Origin of the sequence: Enterococcus sp. HMSC061C05, from assembly GCF_001814765.1 — a bacterium.
Classification (GTDB): Bacteria; Bacillota; Bacilli; order Lactobacillales; family Enterococcaceae; genus Enterococcus_B; species Enterococcus_B lactis.
In genome coordinates, this window is sequence record NZ_KV817724.1 from 45,176 (window position 1) to 60,207 (window position 15,032).

Below are 15,032 nucleotides of genomic sequence, written 5' to 3' on the forward strand. Positions count from 1 at the left end.
TTCGTAAATTCCTTCTTATTTCTTGAAGCTAAACACTTCTGTCACAACCTCTTCTCTATTTTTCCTAGAATTCATTGCGTTGATTTGAAACTTCCATCAATCAAACTTGCTAGTTCATCTAGTTTTTCTATTTTACGTAGATCAACAGAGATCCAATGTTCTTTATTCATGTGATAGGCTGGAAAATACCCCTCTTTTCCTCGCAAAATTCCGCCAAGTTCAGGATCGACCTTCAAATCAAGGATATCGATGATCCTATGGTCACTTGCATCATCATAGATTTTTTCTTCTGGAACAGACATCAGGACCCCAAACCATTTTTTGCTTTTTTGATGTCTGAATACGCAATAATCAGGAAATTTTTTAAAAATATATTCTGGAGACAAATTGTATGTTTCATCGATGTGATCGATTAGTTCTTTTTTCGTTAGCATCTGCTTCCATCTCTTTCTTATTGATTCACTTTATTCAAAGATACCACGTAAGAATAGAAAAATGAATACTGGTTGAAAGATCAGTTGAAACTTGACCACCGTTTATTTTCTCCGTATTCTTAGAATAGAAGGGAGTCTGATTTATGTATTCACTAATGAAAAAAATCATTACCGAAAAAGATATTCGACGTCATGTTTCTTTAGTCGAACAATTGCTGAATCATACAAAGATAACCGTAAATGAATTAGCTGAAATCATAGGGACAACCGAACGAACGATTTTTTCTGACCTTCAATCTATTCGCTCTCAGCTGCCCGAAGGCTGGGACATCCTCAGCGATCAAGCAGGAATCAGTTTACAAAATCATCAAAATTTATTAACAAATGACCTTTGGGAGATTTTTTTCAAACAATCAGTCAGTGTCGAACTGCTGAAAAATCTGCTTTTTACAAAAAAAGTTGCTGTCCCTGATTTTCTAGCCGACCATGGGCTTTCTTATGGAACATTGAAAAGACATGTGACTAAAATCAATCAGCGTTTAGCAAGTTACGACTTGCAGATCGATTTGACGAAATATACAGCTTGTATTCTTGGAAAAGAGCGTGCGATTCGTACTTTCTATCATCGATTGCTGATTCCTTTTACTCATAACAACTATTTTTTCGAGGATTATTCGATCCATGAATCCCATTATTTTCAATTTTTAAGAAACCTCAGTCAAACTGAACTAGCTATTGAAACAGAAGAGATTTTCGGAACATGTTGGTTCTTTATCAATACGATCCGTATAAAAGCGAATTGCCGATTAGATTCTTCTATCCATATCAACAGCACACTCTCCTCCCTGTATGACTCTGCATTGAAAAAATTGTATTTAACGGAAGGTATTTATCTTAAAGACACTGAGCTTTCTTTTGCTTCTTTCTGCTTTCTGGAAAGTTGGAATTACAACAATAACTATGGACAAGAAATCGCTCGCTGCCTGCATCATTCTCCATTTTTAGAGGTCCTCGAAACGTTTGTAGAGGAACTAGCTTCAGAGCTGTCTCTTGATCAACTAAAAAAAACATCTCTGACTGATAACTTGGCTCTCCTCGTATTAAAATATCATGAATCGCCGATACTGATTGAACCTTTGGAACGCCAATACCATCGTTTTTTAGAGACGTATGATCAGCAATATGCACACTTGTATCAGCAGAAAGAGAATTTACTGAACGATCTAAAAAAAGAAATGGAAATCAATGAACCAAATTACTTTCTTCAACTCTTGTCTTTACTGATCCAACAAACGATTTTTTCTATCAAACCGAATTTGTTCAATGTCTATTTTATTTTCCAAGGAGAACCTTCATGGAAGGCGTTCTTGCAGCAGGAATTAAAAGATTACTTGGGAAAACGTGTCTGCTTCTTACCTATCGAACTAACCGATCTTTCCACTATTTCTTTTGAAAAAACAGATATCTTGATTTCCAATTTCCCTCTGGATTCTCTAGATATCCCTATTGTATACATTTCTTCTATTCCAACGAAAAATGAGCTCAATCGTTTGACTGAACTCACTTTCAAAACTTTTTTATAGTAACGGCTAGCGACTGAATTCTCTAGCTGTTTTTTCTTTTTTGCGAAACAGTTTATTCATGATCCCTTTTTCTATTTCTACAACTAAGAATAGAAGAATCACATTTGCCCCAATCAATAACTGTTGTGTCATCGTTAAACTTACTGTACTGATCAGCTGTTGGCCGATTGGCAGAAAAATAACCATCCCCTGCAATAAAACAAGGATACCCAATGAAAGAAAAAGCGATTTGTTTTGCAAAAGACCTTGGTTCAACGACGGCTTGGACAACTCTCTGCAATTGATCATGTAAACAGCTTGAGCTAAGACGATATTTTGCAGAAGAATGGTTTGCTGTAAGCTTTGCCCTTCAAATTGCATAGCCAATAAATAGGCAGGAACCATAATCAGTAGTGCGACATAGATGATCCGAAACAAATGATAACCAGATAGGATTCCTTGCTTTGGATCTCTTGGTGGACGCTTCATGATTTCTGGATCTGGCGACTCGAACCCTAATGCATAAGATAAAGTGATTGTCGTTACCATATTGACCCATAAAATCTGTACTGGGGACAAAGGTAGCGGCCGATTCAGTATCAGCGCCCAAATCAAGATCAATCCTTGAGCTAACGCAGTTGGTAAGAAGAAATTGATGGTCTTTTGCAAGTTATCCAAAATGCGCCGACCTTCTTTTACGGCTTTTGCGATCGTATGGAAATTATCATCTCCTAAAACCATATCAGCTGCCTGTTTGCTTACTTCACTACCTTTGATTCCCATAGCGATTCCTATATCGGCTCTTTTCAAAGCAGGTGCATCATTTACGCCGTCTCCGGTCATTCCGACGATTTCTCCATTTTTCTGCAAAGCTTTCACGATTCGCAGTTTGTGTTCTGGTGTCGTTCGAGCAAAGACATCGACTTTTGGTACTTGTCGAATCAACTCTTCTTCAGACATAAGATCCAAATCGATCCCTTCTAAAACTTTAGCAGTATGTTTTAAGCCAATTTGTTCCGCGATCGCTTTTGCTGTATCTTTGTGATCCCCCGTAATCATTTTCACTGAGATCCCTGCTTGTTGGCATTCCTTTACAGCTTTGACTGCACTTTCTTTTGGCGGATCGATCAACCCAGCAATCCCTGCAAAAGTTAATTGGGTTAAAGACTCATGCGTGAGTTCCTGTTTCGAATCTACTTTTTTGTAAGCAAATCCTAAAACACGCTGACCTTTTTTCGCAAACGCTGTGGCTGTTTGACCCCATGCTTCTTGTTCTGAAGAAGAAAGAGTTGATTTAGCCAATAATACTTCTGGCGCACCTTTGACGTAAATCACCGCTCCTTTTCCCTCCGTATGCATCGTTGCCATATATTTGTATTCAGAGCTGAACGGAATCTTTGCTTCTATTTTTTTCAAAGGCAGATTGGCTATTTCAGTGTGTCGAATCAGTGCAAGTTCTGTCGGATTGCCACTTAAATTTTCTGTTTTCTGTTCTTCTTTCGTCTTTAACTCCTGACAATTTTTCATAATAGACAGTACGCGAGTTTCTTCCTTTGCTGCTATATCCACAACTGTCATTTCATTTTTTGTCAATGTCCCTGTCTTATCTGAACAGATCACTGTCATAGAACCTAATGTTTCTACAGAAGGCAGTCCTTTGATGATTGCCTTTTCTTTTGCCATTTCATTTACTCCGACAGATAGGATCATGGTCAAAACAGCTGGCAATCCTTCGGGTACCATTGACACTACCAAAGCGATCATAGCTGAAAGAAGGATAGACCAATCCATGCCATAGCGGAATGTTGTAAAAACAACTAAGAACAAGATCAAACAAAGTATGCCTTGAAAAATTTGTTTGTTCAATCGGTTGATCTTCTTGATCAGAGGCGTCGTCTGTTGTTCGACCGATTGCAGCGCTTGATTGATTTTACCGATTTCTGTCGTGTTTCCTGTTTCTACAACGACACCGACTGCAGAACCAGATTGTACAAGTGTTCCTGAAAAAGCCATATTTTTCTGGTCACCGATTGATTCTTCTGCTGCCAAAACGGTATGATTTTTCTCAGATGCTTCTGATTCTCCCGTCAAAATCGATTCTTCCACTAGTAGATCATGTACTTCGATCAACCGAACATCTGCTGGAACAACGTCTCCAGCACGTAAGACAATGACATCTCCTTTTACTAGTTCTTTCGCAGGAATTTTTTCTTGCATCCCGTTCGATAGTACTATCGCTTCTTGTCCCATCAGCTGCTTCAAACCATTCAACGATTCTTCTGCTTTTCTTTCTTGCCAATAACTAACGAGTCCGTTGACGATCACTACGAATAAAATAATACTTCCTTCGATGTATTCGCTCGAAGCAAATTTCAAAAAAGAGGCAATGATCAACACGATCATCAGCAGATCAGTAAAGTGCTTTACTATTTTTTTCCATCGTTTTGTCTGCTGTCTTGCTTCTATCTCATTATATCCTTGATCAGTCAGGCGTTTCTGCCGTTCTTCTTGCGACAAGCCTTCTGTTGATGTTTGATAGTTTTTCAATGTATCTTCTACCGTCAATTTATACCAGTTCATCCTATCCCCTCCTACTTAATTGATACTTTTATTATACGTAGGGAGATCTTTCAGGCGTATCGATTATTTCAGAGAAGTCTGAAATAATTCGTTTTGCCGGATATATTTAGTCTTAATTGATATTTCTATCGCTTATTCTTTTATATACAAAACTTAAGAGAACAAACCAGATAACTAATAAAAAAGGAATAAAACGTGTCGTTCTTTCGAATAACAAGCTGAAAGCCATGGCAGCAAAAAATACCAACAAAGCAAGGTCTTTATATCTTGGTATAGTGTTCCGTTTCTTTTCTTTAACAAATTGAATATGTGCACATAAGATCGAAGACCACACAAATAGAAAACAACTCGTTGTCATACCTGCCAAAAGCTGAAAAAACAATCGACTATCAGCGACAAAAAAATGTAGACAAAGACCTGCAAGAAATAACGTTCCTGTAATCAAAATACCGTGTAAAGGTACGCCTTTCTTAGAAAGCGCACAAAACCAAGAGGGCAGACTTTTTTCTTTTGCTGTTTGATATAAGATCCTGCTAGTACTGTAAACCGCACTATTTGCCGAAGACAAAGAAGCAACCAGAATCATCAGATTGACGATTGCTGCCCCGCTTTGGCAATGGATCATTTGCAACATAGTGACTAAAGGACTTTCTTTTAAATCTAAACAATGCCATGGAACAACGAATAAAATCGACAGAATCGTTCCTACATAGAAAAAGAGGATACGCCAAGGCAGACAGTTGATTGCATTTTTCAAATTCTTTTGTGGGTCACTCGTCTCACCAACTGTTAATCCGATCATTTCAATTCCAGCAAAACTGAATAAAACCATAGGAAATGAAGCAATCATTCCAGCAAAGCCAAACGGGAGTAATTCATTGAGCTGTCCAAAATTTGCTTTGATTCCGATAGACTGGGTATGAAAATATGAGACGCTCAAACCTATACCCAATAAAATAAAAAGAACAATCCCCAAAATCTTGATGATTGAGAAAAAAGATTCCAATTCGCCAAACCATTTGACGGCAACAAGATTGACTGCCATTAAGATCATTAATGCACTACCTCCGCTTATCAAAGCTGGTACATGTACAAACCAGAAATGGATATACAATCCTATTGCTGTCAATTCCGCAAGTCCAGCTCCAAGCCAGCAAAGCCAATAAGTCCAATTGACAAAAAAGGCCCACTTTTCACCCAAATAGTAGTCAATGAAATCACTGATAGAGTTAAATTTACTATTTGCTAAAAACAAATCACCCATAGCCCGCATCAAGCCATAAATAGCCACACCGCATATCAAATAGACGAGAATAACAACTGGTCCTGCCAGTGCAATTGCCTTTGCTGAACCTAAGAATAATCCTGTTCCAATTGCGCCACCTAGTGCGATTAACTGGATATTTCGATTAGTTAGAGTCCGTTTCATTGCCGGTTTTTCCATCAAGTTCACCTTTTTCTTTTTCAAGCAGCATGGCGACTTCCTGTTCCCAAGAAGGTTTCTTTATTTTTTCAATACATAGTGGTACTACAAACAAAATGACACTGATGGCTGTGACTGCAATTAGATTGATCCATGTTCCAGCTTTCATCGTCAGTCCGACAGAAAAGCCGATTGCCGCAAATAAAACAATAACGACCGCCCAGACGCCAAGATTGCTTTTGTTCTCTTTTTTTCCAATTCTGAATGGACGGTTCAACTTTGCATGTGTATAACGTAATCTCAAAACCGAGATCCCCATAATGACATAGACGATACAATAGATTACAGTAGTTGAATTAACCAGCATCAAAAATGCTTGATTGACGCCAGGAATCAGCAAATAAAAAAGCGCAAAGATTGAGATAATGACAGATTGAGTCAAAATAACGGATTTGGATACGTCAAATTGATTTGTCTTCCAAAAATTGAATTTTGGTGGATACGCACCTTTTCTAGCACTTTCTGTCACTGTCTTTGCAGGTCCTGATGCCCAAGCAGATAATTGGACGGCCACACCGATGAAGACAAGCAAACTAAACAGATTCACAATAAGATGCGGCAAACCGAGAATTTGGCAATAAATCGAAATAGATTGTGCGATATTATTCAATTCCATTTGACCTTTTGGTACGACATTTGCTACAACCAAAGCATTCAAAATATTGACGAAAAATATAAAAATCAGCGCGACAAATACCCCACGAATGTACGTTTTCACTGGGTTCTTCAATCGAGTGATATACACGGAGGACATTTCGATGCCAGTAAAAATAAACATGATCGGCGCAAAATAAACAAATGAGGATGCAGTCGTACTATCTGGTATTACTTTGTCCCATGAAAAATTGCCTAATGTTCCGATTGGTACGATTCCAACTTTGATCCACGCAGCAAGCCCTAATAAGAGCATCATCGTCAAAGGCACATATAGACCTAACCAAACACCGATTTTTCCTCCGATTTTTGCCATGTCGAATGTTAAATTCAAAAAAGTGATGATCCAATAAACCACTAAAATAACAACTAATGTAAATTTGCTGTTCAGCCCAAGCGGCACATTATCGATAATATTACCAAACAACGGAGCGAGTGCTGAAGCAACCATCACCATCCCTGGAAACATTTGGACCCATAACAGCCAGGAGACAACGAATCCCCATTTTTTTCCTAGAGCATTCGATACCCAAAGTTCTGGACCACCTTTTTGAGGAAACATTCCGGCAAATTCACCAGAGATCAATGAGATCGGAAAGGCATATAACAATACGGCAACCAGCATGTAAAAAATCATCGTCCAGCTCGTTGCTGCCACATCTGGAATATTTCGTACACTTGCTACAAGGGCACAGGTCATCCCGATAAAGGTCATGGTCGTGATTTGTTTTGATGAACCAGCATCTTTCATCTTTATTCCTTCTTTCTTTCAATAGCGACATGTTTTTCGTTTTCTTTTATTTTTGTTCAAGAACAAAAGTGACAAGGCTTCATCGATTCAGTACAAAACCCAGTATCACCGAAACATCCATTGAACGAACTTAGTGAACTGGGTTTGATACGTGAAACGAACGAACCAACTATAGAAAGATTTATAAAAAAGAATGTCTTGCTGAGGAATATATGAAAAACAGGGGGAAATACAACTGTTTTGATGAGGCAAATAATTGTCTGTTCTCCATATGTCTCTTGCTATTCTTTCACACAAAAATCAGTTCTATTTGATGATTTCGTTTAGTTTCTTTTCCATTGCTTTCGCGATTTCTTTTGTATAAAAATTGAAAATTCGATCATCATTCAAATAAGGAGTCATGATAGCCGCACGTAGCAGAGTGATTTGCTGTTCTTTTTGCCATTCTTCTTTCGATAGACCCATTCTTTCAATAAAACGGATCGGAGAATCACCGTAATCTTCTTGTGTAAATGTCGTATGAGAAGTAATAAACCGTTCACCATAAACATCGCCATCCATATAAGAAGACCGATCGAACATTTTTTCATTTAATTCATTGATAGCGTTCAAATCTGCACAATCTTGTACTTTAAATACCCAATTGACCATATTAAAATCAGGATGATTCAGTGGATAGACTTCGATCGTTTTTCCTTTTACAGTAAAGTGTAATTGTTCTAAAAATTCTCTGAATCTTTGAGCTGCTTCGATTGATGCACCAATCAATTGACCATATCCGGTCACATTCAATGGCAATACACGATGAGCTGTCCAGACTGCAGCAGCCGTCGCTCCTGCTTTTGAGCCTTCTAAAATATAAGCACCTAGCATATCTGGTGCTTCGACTGATTTTTCAAACACATATGGTGCAAAATAAGAAATGATATTTCTCATATTTTTATGTTTGATCACGATTCCTCCAGCAGCATAAGGGACATAGCCCATCTTATGCGGATCAATCGTGACAGAATCCGCTTCTGAAATAGCTCTGAATCCTTCATATACCTCTTTGTCGATCGTTACGTAATGGTGGAATACATGATGCTCTTCAAAGAATTCAGCTAAGGAAGCATAAGGCACAAATTCTCCTGCTTCGTTTAAAAACAGTGAACGCGCGTACCCGCCATATGCAGCGTCAACATGTAAATAGAAATAGATACCTTCATCTTTTAACTTTTCTCTTAACTGGATGATTTTATCTACACTGTCTACTTGTCCTTCTTCTGTTGTTCCTACGACAGCAACCACACCTAGAATCGGGATTTTTTGATCAGCTAATTCACGAATTGTTTTTTCCAAAGCGTTGATATCCATTCGATAATCCTCTTGAACTGGGATAGCAACCATCTGATCTAAGCCCACTCCGCAAATATCTAACGCCTTCATCCAAGAATAGTGTTTTGTTTGAGGAACCAGCCATTTCCCTAATTTTTGGATATTCTTTCCGCTACGAGAAGAAGCGGCTTTGACCTTATCCATCTCTGCATCCGTAAAGCTTTCGGTCATTTCCAAAATTTCTTCAACAGACAGATTCAAAAGAGCCCACTCAGACATGTTTTTCACTTTTTCAGGCAGAACTTCTTTGACAGCTAAAGGAATCGATTTGATGCAACGGGCGTACCATAATCCTTCAAGGTTAGCAATAGAACCATCTGCTGTAATATGTCCCCATCCGTCTGCCATGTTGAATAGTGAGGCAAAATCCTGTCCTACTTCTGCTTCCATCTGCGAAGTTGCCATAGAAGATTCTAGTGCAACGTTATTGGGATTCCATAGCATCGCATAATTGTAAGCTAATAAAGCAGGCATCAGTGTTTCAGCGTTCATTTGTCCCCAGTAACGGCCTGCTGAATGCCAGGGGATCGATCCTGCGCGTAATCGCTGACTGACTTCATCCAAGACTTCTATCATATGGTCGCGGGTGGCTAGATAATCTGGAGTTAGCTTATCTCCTTCGCTAATTGCAGGCATATCTGAAGGAATATAATTTTCTCTCCAGCCAAGATGTTCATCTACCATCTTGTTCAACAACATTTTGTAAACTGGTCCATTTTCAGCTTTGTCGCCTATAAAGACGGCCTTGATATCCATATCTTTCATGTTTCTTCCCTCCATATTTCGTTGGTCAATGTCTCGCAGATACATGTGCTTATCTGTAACACCTCTTCACTATAGCGCCAAAAATGAGAAAATTTTTTTTATAACATCAAATTCACGTAGAATATTTCAAACAAAAATAAATAAAGTCGGATTTTTCTGATAATTGAACGTGGAAAAACGAACAATTTTTTAATAAATCAGACTTCTAAAATGGATAGTCTAAAAAAAACGAACAAATAACTTAAATGACCATCATTCATTCATCAACTGTATTTGCATTCCTTTTGCTTGTTAGAAATTCACAATCTATTTTCTAATGAAAATATTTATTTTTCAATTTTTATAACATAAAAATCTTTTATTAACGGAATTTACAGGTTTTTTCAGAAATTAATTGATGATTTCCAAAAGAAAACATGTCATAATATTTTCCATATTGTGCAAAAAAATACAAGATGGAGGCTTTACTATGATTGAAGAATATATTGAGAAGAATATTTTGAGACAGCTGTTTTTATGTGGACAATTCTATGTAAATAAAGAAGTCAATCTAGAAAAGCTCTCCAATCTTCTACATGTTTGCAAAACCACTTTACTCAATGATATCAATAACATAAAAAAAGAATTTGAAGAACAAATTGTTTATACACATCGGGAAAAGGATTGTTACACTTTATATTTTTCAGAACATATACCTCGATGTAAGATCATGCAGCAATTGACCCAAAATTCGTTGTTTTTAAAAACTTGCCTGCTTTATTTGGAAGAAGATGAACCTGATTATCTCCAATTAACTGAGTGTGAATTCATCTCTGTCAGCAAAGCTTACTCCTTAAAAAAACAAGTATTGGCTTATTTTCATGATTGTGGGATCGAAATCGACCGCTACTCCCCTCGATTCACTGAAATGGAAAGACGTCTGTTGCTTCTTAATGTGGCTTATCGTTTAGGCAGCTTTAAGTCCTGGGAGCTACCTGAATCGTTTTTTGAACGTGCGGATCGTTTCATTGAATCTGTAACGGAGAATAGCGGTAGATTTTATGATAAAGAAAATAAAGAAATCTTATCGATTGGTTTTGCTATTAGTTTCTTACGCCAACAGTTGTGTACGGTGACAATAGATCCAACATTTATCGAAGAAATCAAAAAACGTCCTATTTACAATTATGTCGAGTCAGCATGGGAAACCACTGATTTCCAAACATATTATAAAAAAGAAGAATTTGTCTTTATTTTAACACTGTTCAATCTTTGTAATTATGGTTTCCATTCTTATCAGTTGATTGCGGAAGATTTTCAACAGCTACACCAAGTGTTTATTGATAATACTCCCGAAATAAAAGAACTAGTTGCTACCTTTGAAACTCATTTCCATCAAGAATTACTCGGGAATCAGCCATTTGAACGTGCGCTGATTCATTTGATGCGTTCGGCTTGGGATAACTATCAATTATTCATGCCGGAAAAATTTTATCTTCTAAATGAGGAACAGGCAAATTTATATAAAGACGTCCAAACACTTTTTTCCAGTTGGACCAAACGGCTACCTTATGATCTACGGTTCAATCCTAATTGCATGCGAGCTTTTGTCATCGAATTGAGTGGAATTCTCCGTCTGACAAAAGAACGTCTGACTATTTATATCGTCACAAATTCGGATGTTCATTATCTGATTTATCGGGAAGCCTTGGAAGCTGTAACTACTTTCGATTTTCAAGTTGCACCAACAATTTATGCAAGTATATCTGATATAAAGAAGTATGCACAGCAACCTTCGAACCGAGTGTTATGTGAACGTACATTATATACACCGGATGCAGTCCAATATGAGAATATTATTCCTATTTCAATCAATACGATCGAACGAGCAATCATTTCAGCTGTGCAAAATAAATAAGAGGCTGTGATAAACATCATGTCACAGCCTCTTATTCTGAATAAACAATATTCCAAAAGTAACTTCTTCGGAAATAAGCCGAAATTTTCATAAATTTCTTCTTATTCCTTGAATCTGCCCACTTCTTAACAACCTCTCGATAAACGGCGGGCTCATAACCTCACTTATTTGGGACGTCTACTGGCCCGATTTCTTTATTTAAAAAATAAGAAATGATCGTTCGGATAACTACCAATGCAGCTAGCTGGAAAATATCCTGCAAAGTAGGTTTGATAATCGATTCGATGATCCCAGCCGAAACAAGAATTTCTAAACTTAGGAGTATATAACCTCCTAACATCTTTTTAATAGCATTGTTCTCGCTGACTCGGTCGTTTTTCGCTTCTGTATGGACAAATAAGTATTTCAAGAAATCCTTAATCGACAGACAAACTCCCCAAATCAATAAACAGATAGCAAAAATATCAAGTCCCAGTACAAGTTTTTCAAAATATGGAAGAAGAAACTGCATCAACTCTGTCGTCATCCTATCTCTCCTCTTCTTTGTTTCTCTTTGTCTTCTATTTCCTGATTCAAGAAATAAGAAATGACTGTTCGAATGATAATAATAAGTGCAAGCTTCAAAATATCTGTCCAAGTCGGCTTGATAACTGACTCGATGATATCAGCAACGACTAGTACTTCCAAGCTTAACAAAATATAACTTGCTAACAGTTTTCTTGTATCTGCATTACGAGCATTACGTTCTGCATAGTTTTTCTTGACACGAGACCAATCAAAAAGTTTGAATAGAACAAGAACGATCCCAGCAACTAAGATACCGATAGAACAAATATTTAAAATAGCAATGATCCATTCTAGAAATTCAATCAAATTTGAGTGAAACATATAAGCTACCTACTTTCTTTTGATTTGTTCCTATTCTTTTATTGTAAAAGAAAGAGACCTTGTTCGTCTATTTAAAAGTTGTTTTATTGATCACACCTTGCCTAAAATCCTCCTCTTCCCTTTCTCATTCTTCACCCTCCATACCATCCATACATCATGGAAGTATCCAAAACAACATAGCAAGTTAAAATAAGGCTTAGTCCGTCATCAGCTTTTCAAAGTGGCACTGTCTCGCGCTTTTTTTACCCAAATTTCTAAAAATAGAACCATACATCTCCTCAAAACTTTTCTTCTTTCCTACCCTATTACTAATTACAGGAAAATCAGACACTTCTTCTTTTTTGTCAAAAATTCCTTTTTCTTCTCACCCTATCATTTGGCATTCTCATAAAAACGAACTATCCTTGGATATAGAAAGAGAAAACAAGGAGGCGTTTTTCATGAGTAAAAAATTAATCAAAGTCGGCATCGGTTTAGGTTTGCTTGCCCTTGGCGCTGCATATCTAGGAAAAAAAACAGGGCTATTCGAAGATGACAGTCATTTATATGATGAATTTGAATCCATCTAGCATCCTATTTCGTTGAATCACTACGGACATACTTGGAAGACATTGGAGGAATCACAATGAGAAAAAGTAAAGCAATAATGATTGGTGCCGGTATTGCCAATATGGCAGCGGCTGTTTATTTGATTCAAGAAGGCAAATGGAAAGGGGATCAGATCACCTTTTATTCATTGGATGATCACGGTTCAAATGATGGTGCACCGACCGACACTGTAGTGGATGAATATTGGAATAAAAATCATCCATTAGAAAACCAAAAAGGCTATATTGCTCGAGGCGGTCGCATGCTTAATTACCGTACCTATGTAGATTTGATGGATCTATTAAGTCGAATACCTTCTGTTACTGAGCCAGGAATGACTGCTGAAGAAGATACGAGAGATTTTGATGCAAAACACCGTACCTTTGACAAAGCACGTTTGATGGAAGGTGGTAAAGGGATCATTGACGGCGGAAAACTGGGCTTCAACAACAAGGACCGTATTCTTCTGACTAAACTGATTGCCATGCCTGATTCAGAAGAAGAAAAACTAGACAATATCACTATCGAAGAATATTTCAAAGATGATCCACACTTTTTTGAAACAAACTTCTGGTTTATGTGGGAAACAACATTTGCTTTCAGAACACGTAGTTCTGCTCAAGAATTGCGTCGCTATATGCATCAAATGATTTATGAATTTACTCAAATCGAACATTTAGTGGGCGTCAATCGAACACGTTACAATCAGTACGAAAGTATCATGCTTCCTTTGATCGAGTACTTGAAAGAACAAGGCTGCAAAATCATTTTGAACCGCCGTGTCACTGACTGGGAATTCAAAGATACACCGATGCAAGATGAAATCACTGTCACTGGTTTGAAAATGACTAATACATTGACTCAGGAAGAGGAACATGTCACGGTAGATGAAGATACAGCGGTCATTTTCACGAATGGTTCCATTACAGATTCAGCTACTTTGGGAGATTACGAAACACCAGCTGTAGAAAATATGGACTATGGTGCAGCTTCTAGTCTCTGGAAAAAAGCCAGCGAACGTTTCTATAACTTAGGAAATCCCGATAAATTTTTCGCGGATCGAGATGCGAGCGAATGGGTCAGCTTTACTCTGACGACGAAAAACCACCTGTTATTGAATGAAATCACCCGCATCACGACTCAAGAACCAGGAAATGCCTTGAATTCATTTATTTCAACTACACCGATCACGCCATTAGGCCAAAAAGATGTCAATATGTCTATCGTCGTGCATCATCAACCGCATTTTACGTCTCAAAAACCAAATGAAACAGTTATTTGGGGTTATTTCCTTTATCCAAGACGACGTGGCGAATTTGTGGATAAACAGTATATTAAGATGAACGGAAAAGAAATGTTGGAAGAACTGATCGGACAACTTTCAAAAGTAGATCCTGGTCCAGTGAATATTCGGGAAAAAGAAACAGAGATTTTCGACAGCGTAATAAATAATATCCCTGTCTATATGCCTTATGCTTCTGCATTATTTAATAACCGTGCAAAAAGTGATCGACCAAAAGTCATTCCTAAGCATTCAACCAATCTGGCCTTTACAGGAGAATTTGTTGAGCAGCCTTATCAGATGATCTTTACTGAACAAAGTGCTGTACGTTCTGGAGAAATCGCTGCTTTCCATTTTGCGGGCATCCCTATGTCCCGTCTTGTCAAAACACCGCGTTACGACAAAGACATCCCTACTCTAGCTCGTGCCGCAAAAAAAATGTTTGAATAATCAAGAGGTTGTGAAAAAGCTGCCTTGCATCAAGTAATAAGAACAGCCAAGCAAAAACAGCTACTTATGTTTTTGACTTGGTTGGACTTATTACCGCAGATGCAAGCTTTTGAACACCGTTTATCAAGAGGTTGTGAAAAAGTCGTTTAGTTTCGAGTATTAAGAAAAATTTTGTGAAACTGGTTCCTCACATTTTTACATAAATTTGGCTTAATACCGAGAAACTGGCTTTTGAACACCGTTTACCAAGAGGTTGTGAAAAAGACGTTTAATTTCGAGTATTAAGAAAATTTTTGTGAAAATGGTTCCTCACATTTTTGC

Annotated in this window: 11 protein-coding genes; 4 read left to right on the forward strand and 7 right to left on the reverse strand. The window is 37.6% G+C overall.

The window, feature by feature from the left end:
- Positions 1–71 precede the first annotated feature (71 nt).
- Positions 72–434 (reverse strand): MmcQ/YjbR family DNA-binding protein, encoded by a 363-nt coding sequence (locus HMPREF2988_RS01380; RefSeq protein ID WP_002315996.1) that lies wholly within the window; start codon positions 432–434, stop codon positions 72–74.
- A gap of 143 nt (positions 435–577) precedes the next feature.
- Here HMPREF2988_RS01380 and HMPREF2988_RS01385 point away from each other — a divergent pair, with 143 nt between their 5' ends.
- Positions 578–2,017 carry a global transcriptional activator MafR gene (locus tag HMPREF2988_RS01385; RefSeq protein ID WP_070769860.1) on the forward strand — a complete coding sequence of 480 codons (1,440 nt, stop codon included), beginning with the start codon at positions 578–580 and terminating at the stop codon, positions 2,015–2,017.
- 6 nt (positions 2,018–2,023) lie between these two features.
- Here the strand turns inward: HMPREF2988_RS01385 and HMPREF2988_RS01390 are convergent, their stop codons facing one another.
- The 4 genes from HMPREF2988_RS01390 to tdc all read right to left on the reverse strand — a co-directional run bounded on the left by HMPREF2988_RS01390 (position 2,024) and on the right by tdc (position 9,606).
- Positions 2,024–4,576 carry an HAD-IC family P-type ATPase gene (locus tag HMPREF2988_RS01390; protein ID WP_070769861.1) on the reverse strand — a complete coding sequence of 851 codons (2,553 nt, stop codon included), beginning with the start codon at positions 4,574–4,576 and terminating at the stop codon, positions 2,024–2,026.
- Between the two features lie 112 nt (positions 4,577–4,688).
- Entirely contained in the window at positions 4,689–6,020 is a 1,332-nt protein-coding gene (locus HMPREF2988_RS01395; RefSeq protein WP_070769862.1) for an amino acid permease, read from the reverse strand.
- Positions 5,986–7,464 (reverse strand): amino acid permease, encoded by a 1,479-nt coding sequence (locus HMPREF2988_RS01400; RefSeq protein WP_070769863.1) that lies wholly within the window; start codon positions 7,462–7,464, stop codon positions 5,986–5,988. Before HMPREF2988_RS01400 ends, HMPREF2988_RS01395 begins: the two co-directional genes overlap by 35 nt.
- 306 nt (positions 7,465–7,770) lie before the next feature.
- Positions 7,771–9,606, reverse strand: a complete 1,836-nt coding sequence (tdc, locus tag HMPREF2988_RS01405) for a tyrosine decarboxylase (protein ID WP_070769864.1) — start codon at positions 9,604–9,606, stop codon at positions 7,771–7,773.
- A gap of 469 nt (positions 9,607–10,075) precedes the next feature.
- Here tdc and HMPREF2988_RS01410 point away from each other — a divergent pair, with 469 nt between their 5' ends.
- Positions 10,076–11,503 (forward strand): helix-turn-helix domain-containing protein, encoded by a 1,428-nt coding sequence (locus tag HMPREF2988_RS01410; RefSeq protein WP_070769865.1) that lies wholly within the window; start codon positions 10,076–10,078, stop codon positions 11,501–11,503.
- 160 nt (positions 11,504–11,663) lie between these two features.
- Here the strand turns inward: HMPREF2988_RS01410 and HMPREF2988_RS01415 are convergent, their stop codons facing one another.
- Both HMPREF2988_RS01415 and HMPREF2988_RS01420 read right to left on the reverse strand, forming a co-directional pair.
- The gene (locus tag HMPREF2988_RS01415; RefSeq protein WP_002292507.1) at positions 11,664–12,029 is read right to left on the reverse strand and encodes a DUF1622 domain-containing protein; all 366 of its coding nucleotides are present in this window, start codon (positions 12,027–12,029) and stop codon (positions 11,664–11,666) included.
- Positions 12,026–12,391, reverse strand: a complete 366-nt coding sequence (locus tag HMPREF2988_RS01420; protein ID WP_070769866.1) for a DUF1622 domain-containing protein — start codon at positions 12,389–12,391, stop codon at positions 12,026–12,028. Before HMPREF2988_RS01420 ends, HMPREF2988_RS01415 begins: the two co-directional genes overlap by 4 nt.
- Before the next feature lie 440 nt (positions 12,392–12,831).
- On the opposite strand from HMPREF2988_RS01420, the gene HMPREF2988_RS01425 reads away from it, so the two are divergent.
- Both HMPREF2988_RS01425 and HMPREF2988_RS01430 read left to right on the forward strand, forming a co-directional pair.
- Positions 12,832–12,960, forward strand: coding sequence for a hypothetical protein (locus HMPREF2988_RS01425; RefSeq protein WP_002287569.1), 129 nt, complete (start codon positions 12,832–12,834; stop codon positions 12,958–12,960).
- A gap of 56 nt (positions 12,961–13,016) precedes the next feature.
- On the forward strand, positions 13,017–14,711 hold the full coding sequence (locus HMPREF2988_RS01430; RefSeq protein WP_002292503.1) for an oleate hydratase: 1,695 nt from the start codon (positions 13,017–13,019) through the stop codon (positions 14,709–14,711).
- Positions 14,712–15,032 lie beyond the last annotated feature (321 nt).

Coding starts and splice junctions, on each gene's coding strand:
- HMPREF2988_RS01380 (WP_002315996.1), bottom strand. CDS start 434: ATGCTAACGAAAAAAGAACTAATCGATCACATCGATGAAACATACAAT.
- HMPREF2988_RS01410 (WP_070769865.1), top strand. CDS start 10,076: ATGATTGAAGAATATATTGAGAAGAATATTTTGAGACAGCTGTTTTTA.
- HMPREF2988_RS01420 (WP_070769866.1), bottom strand. CDS start 12,391: ATGTTTCACTCAAATTTGATTGAATTTCTAGAATGGATCATTGCTATT.
- tdc (WP_070769864.1), bottom strand. CDS start 9,606: ATGAAAGATATGGATATCAAGGCCGTCTTTATAGGCGACAAAGCTGAA.
- HMPREF2988_RS01425 (WP_002287569.1), top strand. CDS start 12,832: ATGAGTAAAAAATTAATCAAAGTCGGCATCGGTTTAGGTTTGCTTGCC.
- HMPREF2988_RS01390 (WP_070769861.1), bottom strand. CDS start 4,576: ATGAACTGGTATAAATTGACGGTAGAAGATACATTGAAAAACTATCAA.
- HMPREF2988_RS01385 (WP_070769860.1), top strand. CDS start 578: ATGTATTCACTAATGAAAAAAATCATTACCGAAAAAGATATTCGACGT.
- HMPREF2988_RS01395 (WP_070769862.1), bottom strand. CDS start 6,020: ATGGAAAAACCGGCAATGAAACGGACTCTAACTAATCGAAATATCCAG.
- HMPREF2988_RS01415 (WP_002292507.1), bottom strand. CDS start 12,029: ATGACGACAGAGTTGATGCAGTTTCTTCTTCCATATTTTGAAAAACTT.
- HMPREF2988_RS01430 (WP_002292503.1), top strand. CDS start 13,017: ATGAGAAAAAGTAAAGCAATAATGATTGGTGCCGGTATTGCCAATATG.
- HMPREF2988_RS01400 (WP_070769863.1), bottom strand. CDS start 7,464: ATGAAAGATGCTGGTTCATCAAAACAAATCACGACCATGACCTTTATC.